The organism is Lacticaseibacillus porcinae (assembly GCF_003946305.1).
In the GTDB taxonomy this organism is placed as follows: Bacteria; Bacillota; Bacilli; order Lactobacillales; family Lactobacillaceae; genus Lacticaseibacillus; species Lacticaseibacillus porcinae.
In genome coordinates this window covers 134,220-148,591 of record NZ_RHNS01000004.1, presented here as the reverse complement: position 1 = coordinate 148,591, position 14,372 = coordinate 134,220, and the positions used below count along the sequence as shown (strand labels likewise).

The 14,372-nt window shown below is 45.0% G+C and carries 8 protein-coding genes; 7 read left to right on the top strand and 1 reads right to left on the bottom strand.

All coding sequences use genetic code 11. From position 1 onward, the window contains the following. Nucleotides 1-73: 73 nt before the first annotated feature. The 6 genes from EKM92_RS05700 (at nt 74) to dnaB (ending at nt 8,013) form a co-directional block, all read left to right on the top strand. Nucleotides 74-1,450, top strand: coding sequence for an aspartate kinase (locus tag EKM92_RS05700; protein ID WP_125708791.1), 1,377 nt, complete (start codon nt 74-76; stop codon nt 1,448-1,450). Nucleotides 1,451-1,452: 2 nt separating this feature from the next. Then, nucleotides 1,453-2,445, top strand: coding sequence for a diaminopimelate epimerase (dapF, locus tag EKM92_RS05695; protein ID WP_125708789.1), 993 nt, complete (start codon nt 1,453-1,455; stop codon nt 2,443-2,445). 18 nt (nt 2,446-2,463) lie between these two features. Further along, nucleotides 2,464-3,528 carry an aspartate-semialdehyde dehydrogenase gene (locus EKM92_RS05690; RefSeq protein WP_125708787.1) on the top strand — a complete coding sequence of 355 codons (1,065 nt, stop codon included), beginning with the start codon at nt 2,464-2,466 and terminating at the stop codon, nt 3,526-3,528. Between the two features lie 196 nt (nt 3,529-3,724). After that, nucleotides 3,725-5,731, top strand: coding sequence for a DHH family phosphoesterase (locus EKM92_RS05685; RefSeq protein WP_125708786.1), 2,007 nt, complete (start codon nt 3,725-3,727; stop codon nt 5,729-5,731). A gap of 23 nt (nt 5,732-5,754) precedes the next feature. Next, nucleotides 5,755-6,210 (top strand): 50S ribosomal protein L9, encoded by a 456-nt coding sequence (gene rplI, locus EKM92_RS05680; RefSeq protein WP_125708784.1) that lies wholly within the window; start codon nt 5,755-5,757, stop codon nt 6,208-6,210. 414 nt (nt 6,211-6,624) lie between these two features. Further along, entirely contained in the window at nt 6,625-8,013 is a 1,389-nt protein-coding gene (dnaB, locus tag EKM92_RS05675) for a replicative DNA helicase (RefSeq protein ID WP_125708782.1), read from the top strand. 542 nt (nt 8,014-8,555) lie between these two features. Here the strand turns inward: dnaB and EKM92_RS05670 are convergent. Further along, entirely contained in the window at nt 8,556-9,167 is a 612-nt protein-coding gene (locus EKM92_RS05670) for a recombinase family protein (protein ID WP_125572033.1), read from the bottom strand. A gap of 657 nt (nt 9,168-9,824) precedes the next feature. On the opposite strand from EKM92_RS05670, the gene EKM92_RS05665 reads away from it, so the two are divergent. Further along, nucleotides 9,825-14,309, top strand: coding sequence for a SpaA isopeptide-forming pilin-related protein (locus EKM92_RS05665; RefSeq protein WP_125708780.1), 4,485 nt, complete (start codon nt 9,825-9,827; stop codon nt 14,307-14,309). Nucleotides 14,310-14,372 lie beyond the last annotated feature (63 nt).

The following is a 14,372-nucleotide window of genomic DNA, read 5'->3' as shown; positions in this document are numbered from 1 at the left end:
CGAAGAATGTGTGATAGACTTCAACTCAAATCACCAGGTTCACATTGTTTTATCATGAAAGGGCGTTTAAATCATGCGCGTAGTTAAGTTTGGCGGCTCCAGTTTAGCCGATAGCAAGCAATTTGAAAAAGTCGTGGCGATCATGCAAGCAGACCCACAACGTCAAGTCGTTGTGACTTCAGCTCCTGGTAAACGCGACCATGGCGACACTAAAGTCACTGACTTGTTGATCCGCTACTGCGACCAAGTCCAAGCGCACGCCGCATTCTCTGATACTGTCGCTGAAATCGTCAGCCGTTATGCTGAAATTGCTGATCATTATCAATTAGCTGCTGGGGTGTTAAAGCATATCCAAGCAGAACTAGAATCCTTAGCCACTGAGAAATTTCCTGATGCTGATTATCAAATGGCAGCATTCAAAGCGCACGGCGAAAAGCTCAACGGTTATCTGTTGACGGCGGTGTTGAACGCCGCTGGCAGCCATGCTGTTTATGGCGAGCCGAAAACGATCGGCTTAGTGGTTTCTGATGTGCCCAATGACGCTGAAGTTCAAAATGAAACTTATGCGAACTTGGCCAAGTTCGATCGACCTGATGGAATCTTGGTGGTACCGGGGTTTTATGGGTATACTGAAGCTGGACGGATCGCGACCTTTTCTCGCGGGGGCTCAGATATCACCGGGGCGATTTTAAGTCGCGGCTTCAACGCTGATTTGTATGAGAACTTCACTGATGTTGATGGGGTGTTTGCCGCAGATCCGCGGGTGGTGAAAAATCCTGCCCCAATTGCCAAAATGACTTATCGGGAAATGCGAGAACTGTCTTATGGCGGCTTCGGTGTGTTCCATGATGAAGCGATTTTGCCAGCAATCGACGGTCAGATCCCGATCAACTTGAAAAACACCAATCATCCTACTCACGCTGGCACCATGATCGTGCCGGAAGCTGGGTTCACACCACAACATGCGGTGACTGGGATCGTGTCGTCGGATCATTTTTCCGCGATTTACTTGCACCGCTACTTGTTGAACAAAGAAGTCGGCTTCACCTTGAAATTGTTGCAGATCTTTTATGACCACGGCATCAACTATGAACATATGCCTAGTGGGATCGATGATTTGACCATCATTTTCGACAATCGCCAACTGACACCAGAGTTGCGGACGACGCTTTGCCAAGAGATCCAAGCGAAAATGCATCCAGATGTGTTGCAATGGATCGATGATTACGCGATCACCATGGTTGTTGGCGAAGGGATGGCCAAGCGCATCGGGTTGATCCAACGCGTCCTCACGCCGCTGGTCATGGCCAATGTGCATGTGACGATGATCAACGAAGGCGCCAGTCAAATTTCGTTGATGTTAGGCACGTCTAAAACACAAGCCAACACCGCCGTTCAAGCAATTTATAACGCCTTTTTCATTCCAGTCAATCAACAAATGGAGGGTTAGCCATGGCACAGTTGTTAAAAGTTCACGGCTCGATGAATCACTTCTTCTTGCTAGATCAAAGTCAATTCGATACGCCGCTTCCAGCGGATACCTTGGTGAACTTAACCAAAACCATCACCGCTAAAGACGGTTTGCTGGATGGCGCTGACGGTTTGTTGGTGGTATCACCTGACGAACATGCGGCAGGGCGGATGACGGTGATCAACGCCGATGGCACCTATGCCAAAATGTGTGGCAACGGCTTGCGGACCGTATCACGGTACTTGGCTGAGCAAACTGGTGACACCGAATTCGTCGTCCAAACTGCAGAAACGGCTTTGCGGGTTCATCAAAGTGCCGACCTTGCTAAAGGGGTGCCAGCCTTTGGCGTTGAGATCTCACCAGTCAGCTTTAAAGCGGCGGACTTGCCATTTGCACAACTGGGACATGATGAGATCATCGATCAAGTATTGCCAGAAATTCACCCCAGCTTTAAATTCACTGCCATTGCCGTACCTAATCCACATTTGATTGCTTTTGTGTCAGAGGAAGAGTTGAATGGTGAAGCGATCGGTGACATCGGCAAACGGTTGAACGCACCAAATCCTTATTTCCCAGAAGGGGTGAATGTGACCTTTGCTGCGATCATGGGACCACAAACAATTTTTGCTCGGACTTATGAACGTGGCGTCGGCTTCACCAATGCTTGTGGGACTGGGATGTCGGCGACGAGCTTAGCGTTAGTGCTGACTCATCCTGAAGTTGCAGCGTTAGATCAGTTGATCACCGTTTATAACCCTGGTGGCAAAGTGCAAACTAATGTCCATCAAGAACAAGGCGAGTATTGGATCGAATTGATCGGCAATGCCACAGTAACGCATACGATTGAAATTCCAGAAGCTAGTTTACAAGCCGGGAATTTTGACGGGGCTCAAGCAACAGATACTGGTGAACAAGCCGATTACGATCGTTTTGTCGCCGAATTACCGGTACATGGATTAGTGAAAACAATTTAAATTTTGGAGGAAATCATCATGAGTGGATATCACGCAGCAGTTGTTGGGGCAACCGGGGCCGTTGGGACGCGGATGTTGAAAATGGTCGAACAATCACCACTACCAATCGTCAGTGTCAAAGCGTTGGCTTCTAAGCGTTCTGCAGGTAAAAAGTTGCCTTATGGTGATACTGAATTGACTGTTGAAGAATTGACTGATGATTCCTTTGCAGGGATCGACATTGCATTGTTTTCTGCCGGTGGTTCCGTATCCAAGCGGTTTGCGCCTAGTGCTGTGAAAGCTGGTGCGATCGTGGTGGATAACACCTCGGCATTTCGAATGGATCCAGAAATTCCGTTAGTTGTACCAGAAGTGAACCCTGAAGCCTTACGCACCCATCATGGCATCATTGCCAACCCGAACTGCTCCACGATTCAAATGGTCGTGGCCCTTGAACCAATTCGCAAAGCATTCGGCTTAAAGCGGATCATGGTATCGACTTATCAAGCCGTCGGTGGTGCTGGCCAACGTGCGTTAAACGAATTAGCTGCTGAATCCCAAGCTTATTTAGACGGCGATGTCGCTAAAGTTACCCCAGAAATTCTGCCAGTGTCTGGCGACAAGAAGCATTACCAAATGGCGTTCAACTTATTGCCTCAAATTGATGTGTTTGAAGACGACGCCTACACCCATGAAGAATGGAAAATGATCCATGAAACCAAGAAAATCATGAAAGGCGACATGGACGACCCAGAACTGAAAGTCACTGCCACTTGTGTTCGCGTCCCAGTCCCGGTTTCACATGGTGAAGAAGTGTACTTTGAAGTCGACGATCAAAACGCTACTGCCGATGACATCCGCGCAGCATTGACTGGGGCCCCTGGTGTGATCGTCCAAGATGATCCTGCACATCAAATCTACCCACAACCAGCGATCGCTGAAGGAACGCGTGACGTGTACGTCGGCCGCATTCGTGAAGATGCTGAAAACCCAGGCTTTTTCCACATGTGGAATGTTTCAGACAACTTGTTGAAAGGCGCTGCTTGGAACTCCATGCAAATCGCTGAAACCATGGATGCCATGGGGTTGATCCAACCTAAATAAGTGTGATCGCAAGTCATCTACGGATGGCTTGTTTTTGTGGTTTCAAATCACTTCCACTACGTAGCCCACGGTTTTTCGAGTCGAAAACACACAATGGATATTTTGAAGCGCTATCAGGCGATAAGTTGAGGACTGTGGTAAAATAGCTTAAGAATTGGTTAATCCAGATCACGTTTTCGAAAGGCAGTTTGTGCGCATGAAGAATTTTCTTGCTAAGATCAAATTCCCAGCATTTCTAGAAGACATCCGCCTGCGCTATGCCGCAGGGGTGATGGTGGTGCTGGCCGTCTTAGTTGTCGTCATCGCCAGCTTTATTAAGCCTGGCTTGGCACTGTTAATGTTACTGTTTCTGCTAGGCCTGGTGGTATCCGTATTCTACGGCTTAGTGACGATCTCGAACAATACAAATAAATATATTTCTAACTTGGCTTACCGCATTAAACGTGGGGAACAAGAAGCCTTGATCAAAATGCCAGTGGGGATCTTGTTGTATGACAAAGACCTCACAGTCGAATGGGCGAACCCTTACTTGCAGCAATATTTTGATGACACTGAATTGCTTGGCCAAAAGCTCGGTGACATTGATGCAGATTTGGGGAAATTGGTTGCCGATAATCTCGACACCAACACTTTGCAAACGATTCGCTGGGCCGATCATGATTTTGAAATGATCATTCAAAAGTCCATTGGCGTCGTGTATTTGATGGATATCACCCGTTATGCCAAAATCGAAGCCCGCGCGGAAAATGAACGTGTTGTGATCGGGCAGATTTTCTTGGATAACTATGATGAAATCACCCAAACACTTGATGATCAAACGGTGACGAACCTAAATTCTTATGTCACCAACCAATTATCTGATTGGGCCAATGACTATGGGATGTTCGTTAAGCGCATCGCCAATGATCGCTTTTTGATGGTGGCGTATGTGCAAGCCTTGCAACAAGTTGAAGCCGACAAGTTCAAGATCTTGGATACGATCCGAGTGGAAACGTCCAAGCAGAACTATCCACTGACCTTGTCTGTCGGGATCGCTTATGGCGATTCTGATTTAGCACGGTTGGCAGTGACCTCACAATCTAACTTGGACTTAGCGTTAGGTCGTGGTGGTGACCAAGTGGTGGTTCGCGCTAAAGGCGAACAAGCCCGTTTTTACGGCGGGAAAACCAACCCGATGGCCAAGCGGACGCGGGTGCGTGCGCGGATGATCTCCCAAGCGTTGCAAGAATTGTTCAAACAAACGGACAAAATTTTTGTCGTCGGTCATCAACGTCCAGATATGGATGCGGTTGGTGCCGCGTTGGGGATCCGGCGCATTGCTCAAATGAACGGCAAAGAATGTTATGTCGTGATCAATCCTGAACAATTGCATTCAGACGTCGAGCGGTTGATGGGCCGCGTTGGTCAAGATCCAGAAATTGCCAATGCGATCGTGACACCGGAAGCAGCGTTAGCCCAAGCGACGAGTCAAAGCCTGTTGGTGATGGTCGATCACTCCAAACCTTCGATCACCACGGCGCCACAATTGTATGATCGCTTAGCAGCACGTACCGTGATCATCGACCACCATCGCCGTGGGGAAGAGTTCCCAGAAAATCCGATGCTGGTGTATATTGAACCTTATGCGAGCTCCACTTGTGAATTGATCACCGAAATGTTTGAGTACCAGCCGACGAATACTAGCGGCGTATCCAAACTTGAAGCCACGGCGATGTTAGCGGGGATCACCGTCGATACCAAATCATTTTCACTGCGGACTGGGACGCGGACCTTTGATGCCGCCAGTTATTTGCGGTCTGTCGGCGCTGATGGCTTGTTAGCCCAGAACTTGTTGAAAGAATCAGTGGAAAGCTACATTCAAAAGAATCACTTGATCGATAGCGTTGAAATGATCAGTGACAATATGGCATTATGTATTGGTGAAGAAAGCACGCCTTACGACCCTGTGATCGCTGCCCAAGCAGCAGATACCTTGTTGTCGTTAAGCGGCATCGATGCGAGTTTTGTGATCACTCGCCGGCCTGATTCACGCGTGGGGATCTCTGCGCGGAGTCTTGGCGATATCAATGTGCAAGTGATCATGGAACAACTCGGTGGCGGCGGGCATTTGTCCAATGCCGCGACGCAAATCGAAGGTCAATCTGTCGCCCAAGTGAAAGCGAAGTTGATGGAGACGATCAAGAACGTCGAAGCGCAAGATTAAGCGTGCTAAAAGGAGGAACCAACATGAAAGTTATTTTTACTCAAGATGTTCGTGGTAAAGGCAACCGCGGTGAAGTTAAAGAAGTCCCAGATGGCTATGCCCAAAACTTTTTGATCAAAAACGGCAAAGCCAAAGCCGCAACGCCGCAAGCAATGAGTGCTTTACGCGGCCAGCAACGTTTAGAAGATAAAAAGGCGGCTGAACATAAAGCCGAAGCCGAAAGCATCAAGGCCTTGCTTGAAGACGATAAGCATATCGTTGAGATCCAATCGAAAGCCGGCGAAGATTCTCGTTTGTTTGGTTCGATCCCTTCAAAACAAATCGCTCAAGCCTTAGATCGTCAATACCAAATCAAAGTTGACAAGCGCAAGATGGACTTGCCAGAACCGATCAAGACTTTAGGCTACCGCAACGTGAAGATCAACTTATATCCAGGCGTTGACGCCACTATCCGCGTCCACATCACCCAACAAAATTAATTTTTTACCACAAGAGGTTCAGACAGTTGTCTGAACCTCTTGTTGACTATTCATGTTGGCAATCAAGGTAAATTAACATCACGAGTTTCAACGCAACCGGTGCGACGCGACTAGTGCAGTGGGAGTGATTTGAAATTGAGGCGGAAGCTGACCATCGTCGCATCGTGAGATTTGCGTTAGCGATTTATCGCTTAGGCAAAGCCGCAGGAGGAAATCCGGCTGGTGGCGAGCATAGCGAGACAGCCAGACTAGTTCCACCGAGGACCCTCATGATGCGCCAGCTGGAGCCTCAATTTCAACGCACTGAAACAAGTTGTCACCGGCGTCAGAACTCGTGAGTTGTCTAGTTGCGCAGGGACACTTTCTAACGTAAACTGGATGGGACTAATCGATTCGAAAAAGGAGCGCGCATTCTTGGATAATCAGCCACAGATCCGGCGGACACCGCCATTTAACAAAGAAGCTGAAGAAGCCGTTTTAGGTGGGATCTTTTTAAATCCCAAGAAATATATCGACGCTGCGGATTACATCACCGCAGACGATTTTTATATGCGCGCCCATCGCTTGATTTTTGCGGCGATGACCGCGTTGAACGATCGCGAATCAGTGATCGACTTGGTGACGGTACAAGATTATTTGGACAGTCACAACCAACTGGAAGACGCTGGTGGGATCGCGGCTGTCGTTGAATTAGCTGACGCAGTTCCCAGTGCGTCAAGCATTGTTTATTATGCCAAAATTGTCGCGGAAAAGGCCCAACTGCGCCGATTGATCGATACGGCAGAAAGTATCGCTGAACGCGGGTACAACGATCAAGCTGACGTGCCAGCGTTGCTGGAAACAGCGTCAGATGAAATGTTGCAAGTCGCAGACACCACCAATCGCTCAGGTTTTCGGCCGATCAAAGATATTTTGAACCAAGCGATGACAGAAATCGACAAATTGTATCAAAACGATTCCGATGTCACTGGTTTGCCGACAGGGTTTAAAGACCTTGATAAAATCACCACCGGCTTGCACGAAGGGGAATTGGTGATCATTGGGGCGCGTCCTGCCATGGGGAAAACCGCCTTTGTGTTGAACATTATGCAAAATGTCGGCACCAAAACTAACAAAACTGTCGCGATGTTTTCATTGGAAATGGGCGCTGAACAATTGATCAACCGGATGTTGTGTTCGGAAGGCTCAATTGATGCCAACCACTTGCGGACGGGCCAACTCAACGAAGAAGAATGGCAGAATTTAATGGTGGCGATGGGGAGCTTAAGCCAAGCCAGCATTTATATTGATGACACCCCAGGCGTTCGCATGGCGCAGATCCGCTCACAATGTATGAAACTGGCGCAAGAACAAGATCTCGGTTTAGTGATCATCGATTACTTACAGCTGATCGAAGGCTCTGGCCAAGAAAACCGTCAACAAGAAGTTTCTGCCGTATCTCGTGGGTTGAAGAAACTCGCAAAAGAACTGGGCTGCCCAGTGATCGCGTTGTCACAGCTTGGTCGTGGTGTGGAACAGCGCCAAGATAAACGCCCGGTGTTATCTGATATTCGTGAATCTGGTTCAATTGAACAAGATGCGGATATCGTCGCTTTCTTATACCGTGATGATTATTATCGCGACGGTGGCGAAGGCGCTGACGGCGACGACGGCGATGACGGCGGCGATCAAGAAGACAGCAATGTCGGTGAAGTTGAAGTCATTATCGAAAAGAACCGTTCCGGTGCGCGAGGTACCGTGAAATTGTTATTCGTGAAGTCGTACAACAAATTCAGCACGATTGCGTATCAACCGGCACCATAATTTCCCGGGAAATATTATTCTCAAATGACTAAAGCATTAAACTGCGGTATATCACACTTTTATGCGCAGATGGATTCAATAATATTAAATAATACACCGTTGGATTGTGCCACGGATGTGCCACCTTCAAAATACAGATATAGAGCCTAATACGCTGACAAATCACTAGCGTATTAGGCTCTATATCTTTTATCACAGGTATCTTTGCCCCATACATGCTAGAGGCAAATACAAGAAGATCACTATTAATTCTCCATCTCTTTGTCGCAAGCACACATACGCTCTTACTGTACGCATCCATGATATTTACCGTGTTTGAGATTCACCGATTCATACAAATATTTCTTACTTACTGTCTTTGTCGAAACGATGAAGCTTCACACTATCTAAATGTATAGTTCGCATACACACCTCAATCTTAATAACTTCATGCTTACTTAAGCAATGATCAGCCTTAGCAGTTAAGCACTTACAAATTGGCTATTTAAGAATTGTACAACAAAGTGTGAGACTTAATTTTCAGCGAAACAATCTTGAATTAATTACTTTTTATTCGCATTGATCTCAGATCTAATTCGATAAATGGTATTGTTTGAAACGCCTAATTCGCGATGTATTTGTGAAATGGTCCATCCGTTGCATAAGTATTCAACTATCTCATTATAAGCATGTCGATACTTAGAATTGCGACTATTAGCACAGTACAAAACAGGGCGGCCATGGTAAACACCGCGTTCTTTTGCTAGTTTGATACCTTGTGCCTGTCGCTCCCTAATTGCCTGTCGCTCTTGTTCAGCGAGATATTGGCATACAGTTAAAACAATATTAGTCAACATGTTACGCAAATTTTCGTCAGGAACAGCACTAAAATCAGGCAAATCCAATGACTGAAAATTTGCACCTGCATCTTTAATTCGCTGCAGAATTAAAGAAAGGTCTTTTGAGTTGCGCCCAAGCCGGTCTAATGACTGAACGTATACGGTGTCTGACTCACGAATAAATTTTAGCATCTTAACCAACTGAAGGCGATTCGCAATCTTTGCACCAGATTCCTTTTCTCGAAAAATCTTCTCGACACCCGCTTTAGATAGAGCCTCAATTTGTCTAGCTAGGTTTTGATCAGTTGTTGAAACACGTGCATATCCAATCTTCATATACTGCCACCTCTAAACGTAGTTTCAATTTATACATCAATATTCATTTCTTATTTTGAATTAAAAACGACCCAAAAAGGAAGCTGAAACTGCATTTAAATCGCCTGTCTCTGCTTTTTTTTGGGGTGTACCACAAAAGTTGACGTTTTAAAATATCGTTTTCAAATCCGGATGTAGAATACCTGGAAAAATTCCAAAAAGAAATGCATTAGGTACGATGAAATATTGGCGATCTCCTAAAGCAAGTCACTTTACCGCAATAGCAGCTGTTCTTGCCGTTGCCGTCGATGAGACCGAGGGTGTCGTTTACAAACCGTTCTTCTTCAACCGTGACGACAGTAAGTTTAGATGCGAGGGCGGGCGCAGAGATCCAACGACGAACTTATTGCTAGCACGTTGCCCAGAATTTCCTATTGGCAAGATGCGTTCACTACTCGAATTGATAGATTGAGCTTTTTTTGGGGTACACTTCTAAAGTGTTATGGGTGGAAATTTATACATTGAGTGACTCTAAATTTTACCCGCCTATTTCAAGTATCAAGATATTGTAATGATGAGGAAAGTCAGCTCTATTCCAACCGCAGTTTACGCGGACGCAAATAGTATGGTGATGTTCTTAATTATATTGGACAGTGAATTTTTGGGAGGCTATAAGTTATGAAAAAAAGGAGATTACTTCAGAAGACGTACTCTTGTATTCTGATATTATTGCTCTTCTTACAATCATCAGCCCAAGTTGTGGGAGCTGTTACATCCACATCCAGTGCGGCCGGTGACGCTACTGAGGTTCAACTTCTGGGGGCAACCCAGGAAACTGCTGGTTCACGGAACATTGATTTGAAACTTTCATTAAACAATTCGACGGATGAAAGTATTCATAAGGATGTTTCCGTATCTTTTTCTAACAATCAGCAACTGAAAGAGACGAGCAATTCTAATATTCTTGATGCTAATCAAAAAGTTGTCGGAAAATATACCTATTCGGCCAACAAATTACAGTTAGAGGTTTTAGGCAATATTTCTGGAACAGCAACGATCCAACTAGGCCTCACAGATACTTCATCCTTAGAAGGATCTGTCAATTTCTCAACGGATGGTCAAAACGTTACTGCAAAACTGTCTGATACTACTTCAGTAGCAAAATCTGATAAACCTTCAGCCAATGTTAGCAGCAAGGCTGCATCTAGTGTTGCGTCGAAGAGCCAAACCGCAAAGACAATTTCTGAGAGTGCTGAGGGCAATGATATCTCACAATATTTGCCAGATGACTCCAAAGGAACAATCATTACCGGAGCAAATATTGAATTCACAGATAGCAAAGGTAATACTGTTGATCCCACACAAGTGATAAAAGATACCAATCTTAATTTTCAATATACGTGGGCAATTCCGGATGAGCTGAAAGACGGATACCAAGTAAAAGATGGTGACTATTTCTCATTTAAGTTACCTGAAGGAGTTACCTATAAACCAGGTACGGGAACCCTCGGTGACTATGGAACTTATAGCATAGCTGCTGATGGCACAGTTAAGTTCACCTTTAACAGTGATGTTGAAAACGTGAACCACATTGAAGGGACATTTAGTTATACTTCTACCATCAGCAGTGACTCATCGTCTGGCAAAGAAGGCATTGTCATTGACACGACTACTGGACCGGTAACGATACCAATCGTTGTTCAGCCATCAGGTGGTAACGACATCGCAAAGACTGGTCAACTAACTGGCGCTAACACATCTGGAAATAATCCAACCGGGATTACGTGGAACGTCACAATTAATACCAATGGTCAAGAGCTAAAGAATGCAACAATTTCTGACCCAATGCCAAGTGATACTACCAACACTGTGCCAACCACGCTGAAATCGGTTAGTGTATATCCCTTGACAGTTGATCTGAATGGGAATGTGACTAAAACTGGCGATCCTCTTAAAGAAGGTACAGATTACAAGGTTGAAGATGGAAAAATCACGTTTATTGGTGCATATGCAGATACCTATCAGGCTTTTAAGGTTGAATACACTAGCGATATTGATTCGAGTAAATTGCCAGATAATGGTGGAAAATTAACCTTTACGAACAACGCTACCTTAACTAACGGTGATAAAAACTATCCAGCTAGTGCGACAGTAAACGCTAACTACGGAAAACTTTTAACCAAGAATTTTGACGGTCAGGATAATAATGGTAGTCAAAAGTATAATTGGCATATTGACTACAATTATGGTGAAAAGGCACTTCCCGCCAACACCAAATTGGTAGATACGTTATCGGAGGGTCAAACATTCCCTGTTGACGACAAACAACCTTCATTAACTGATGAGGCTGGCGTGCCTATCGGTACTGATCAGTATAAAGTGACTTACAACACTGATAGAACGGAAATGACTATTACTTTCCCCAATGGTTTGAACAAGGGAGTCAAAATTTCGTATCAGTCACAAGTAACAGACCCAATTGGTGATAAAGGCCAAAAGATTAGTAACTCGGTAGATAGCAACGGCCAAAAATCGAATTCTGGAGATCATTCAGTCGGACAGCAGGGGCTAACTAAGTCTCTAGGGGCCGTTGATTACAACACCAAGAATGTTACGTGGAACTTTGATATCAATATGGCTCGGCAAGATATGAGCAATTGGTCAATGACCGATCCAGTCCCGAATGGGCTGACCGTAGACTATGATTCCTTTATTTTAAAGGATAAAGATCATAATACAACTCTCAGTGAAGGAACGGACTATGTGATTAGCAAGCAGGGAAACGGGTTTACCATATCCTTTGCTAATGCTTTAAAGGAACATGCCACAAGTTGGTATACACTAAGTTATAAAACTGCCTTTGAAACGAATAGCCTCCCAGATGGGGGCAAGTGGACTAACACTGCGACGGCAACTTGGACTGACAAAGACGGTCACGATCATACAAACAAGGGACAGGCAGATTTCACTCCTAAGACTGACTTTAAAAATGATGGCAGCAAATCAGGAAGTTACAACGCCGTTTCGAAGACAATTACTTGGACCGTGGTTGCTAACTATAATCAACGTCAACTTAGCAACGCTTCCATCACTGATCCAATCATTGGTGACCAAGACTATGTAGCAGATAGTGCCAAGTTGTATGAGGCTTCTATTAACAAAGATGGCTCATATGTTTTGGGGACACAAGTTGCTTCCGCTAATATTTCCTTTGACAGTGCTAAGAAACAACTTACTGCGAAATTACCAGACAATAGTTCTAAAGCTTATGTATTGAGTTACCAGACTAGCCTCTCTGGTAAGGTCATTGATCAAAAATCGTATGACAATACAGCAATCTATACAAACAACCAAGAGTCCAGTAATTTAACAGCTCAAGTGTCGGTACCTTATAGCGGCAATGTTTTAGATAAGACTGGCGAACAGGATCCAACTAACTCTGCTTATGCGTTATGGACAATATGGGTCAATAAAGCACAGTCAACTTTCAGCAATGCAGTTGTTACCGATGAGCCTTCTGACAATCAGATTATTGATCAGAGTTCTATTGTGATCTATCCAGGGAAGGTAGATCCTAATGGTGAATTTACCGAAGATAAGAGCAAGCCATTAGTACTTGGTAAGGATTACTCTGTGGATTTGCAGACTGATAATGCAACTGGTAAGCAAACGATGAAGATTTCCTTTACAAATGAAATCAGCTCGGCTTACTCGATACACTATCGCTCACTGATCAATTCGTCAAAGATTAATGATACGCTGACAAATACAGCTTCAATATCAGGAAAAGGCGAAAAAGATGTTGATAACAATACCAGTGGATCGACGGCAGTAGTAAACAATAGCGGGTCGGCAACTGGTAAGAACACCAATCTTGTTCTCACCAAGAGTGATGCAGATACCAAAAAGTCAATTGCTGGAGCTTCTTTTGAACTTTGGTCTGATGTTTCTGGACAAAAGGGACAGTTGCTTCGCAAAGGCACAACAGATGCATCTGGCAGTATTACTTGGAACAATCTTAAATCTGGGAAGTATATTTTAGTTGAAACAAAGGCCCCAGATGGGTATGTAATCTCTACCATTTTGGCCAATGGTAAGGAAATTAACCTTCAGTATAGTGATGCAAACGATGATAATAACGTTTCTATTTCGGAAACTAATCAAAAAGGAAAAGTTACGGTTGAGAAGTCTGATGCTGATGGCTCAGGCCCTTTAGCTGGAGCGGTATTTGATCTTTACAAGAAAGATGGGACTAAGGTTGCTTCAGATCTTAAGACAGAATCAGATGGCACTGTAAGTTACACTGGTCTTAATTCTGGTGACTATTATGTTATTGAGACAAAGGCACCTGCTGGATATAAGCTAGATGCAACACAGCATGCTTTTACTATCGATGGAAACAATATCCAAGTAAAGGTTTCAATAACGGATGAGAAAGCATTGGGAAGCGTTCTTCTAACAAAGACCGATGGTGATACAGGTAAAGCCCTGGCGGGCGCTGTGTTTGATCTTCATAAGAAGGACGGGACGAAGGTTGCTAGTGGCTTGACCACCGATGCCAAGGGTCAGATTAAAGTTGCTGACCTGAAGCCAGGCGACTACTACTTTGTTGAAACTGCCGCCCCTGCTGGTTATGAACTAAATGACAGTCAGCTGAGCTTCACGGTTGAACTACAAACAACCACCAAGGTCGCGACCGTCTCGGCCACAAATGCCGAAAAGACCGGTTCCGTTGTTCTGAATAAGACGGACGGTGATACAGGTAAAGCCCTGGCGGGCGCCGTGTTCAATCTGTATAAGAAGGACGGGACGAAGGTTGCCAGTGGCTTGACCACCAATGCCAAGGGTCAGATTAAAGTTGCTGACCTGAAGCCAGGCGACTACTACTTTGTTGAAACTGCTGCCCCTGCTGGTTATGAATTGAATGATGGTAAGCTTTCATTTACTATCGACCTACAAGTTAGTGGCAAACAGTCTGTAGTTACGGCTAAGAATTTTAAGAAGAGTTCATCACAAAGTAACAACGATAAGCACAAAGGCGACCAAAACATGCCTGCTACAGGAGATGGCAATAGTTTAGTAACGACACTGATGGGAGTGGCTTTGTTGCTCAGTATGTTCACCTACAGTCTTTTCAATCTTTACAGACGAGAACGCCAGTAGAGATAGAAAATAAGGGCCTCCGGTGCTGAAGGATTGTTTTAGTGAAGTAAAAGAACTGCGACT

Coding starts and splice junctions, on each gene's coding strand:
- EKM92_RS05700 (WP_125708791.1), top strand. CDS start 74: ATGCGCGTAGTTAAGTTTGGCGGCTCCAGTTTAGCCGATAGCAAGCAA.
- dapF (WP_125708789.1), top strand. CDS start 1,453: ATGGCACAGTTGTTAAAAGTTCACGGCTCGATGAATCACTTCTTCTTG.
- EKM92_RS05690 (WP_125708787.1), top strand. CDS start 2,464: ATGAGTGGATATCACGCAGCAGTTGTTGGGGCAACCGGGGCCGTTGGG.
- EKM92_RS05685 (WP_125708786.1), top strand. CDS start 3,725: ATGAAGAATTTTCTTGCTAAGATCAAATTCCCAGCATTTCTAGAAGAC.
- rplI (WP_125708784.1), top strand. CDS start 5,755: ATGAAAGTTATTTTTACTCAAGATGTTCGTGGTAAAGGCAACCGCGGT.
- EKM92_RS05670 (WP_125572033.1), bottom strand. CDS start 9,167: ATGAAGATTGGATATGCACGTGTTTCAACAACTGATCAAAACCTAGCT.
- EKM92_RS05665 (WP_125708780.1), top strand. CDS start 9,825: ATGAAAAAAAGGAGATTACTTCAGAAGACGTACTCTTGTATTCTGATA.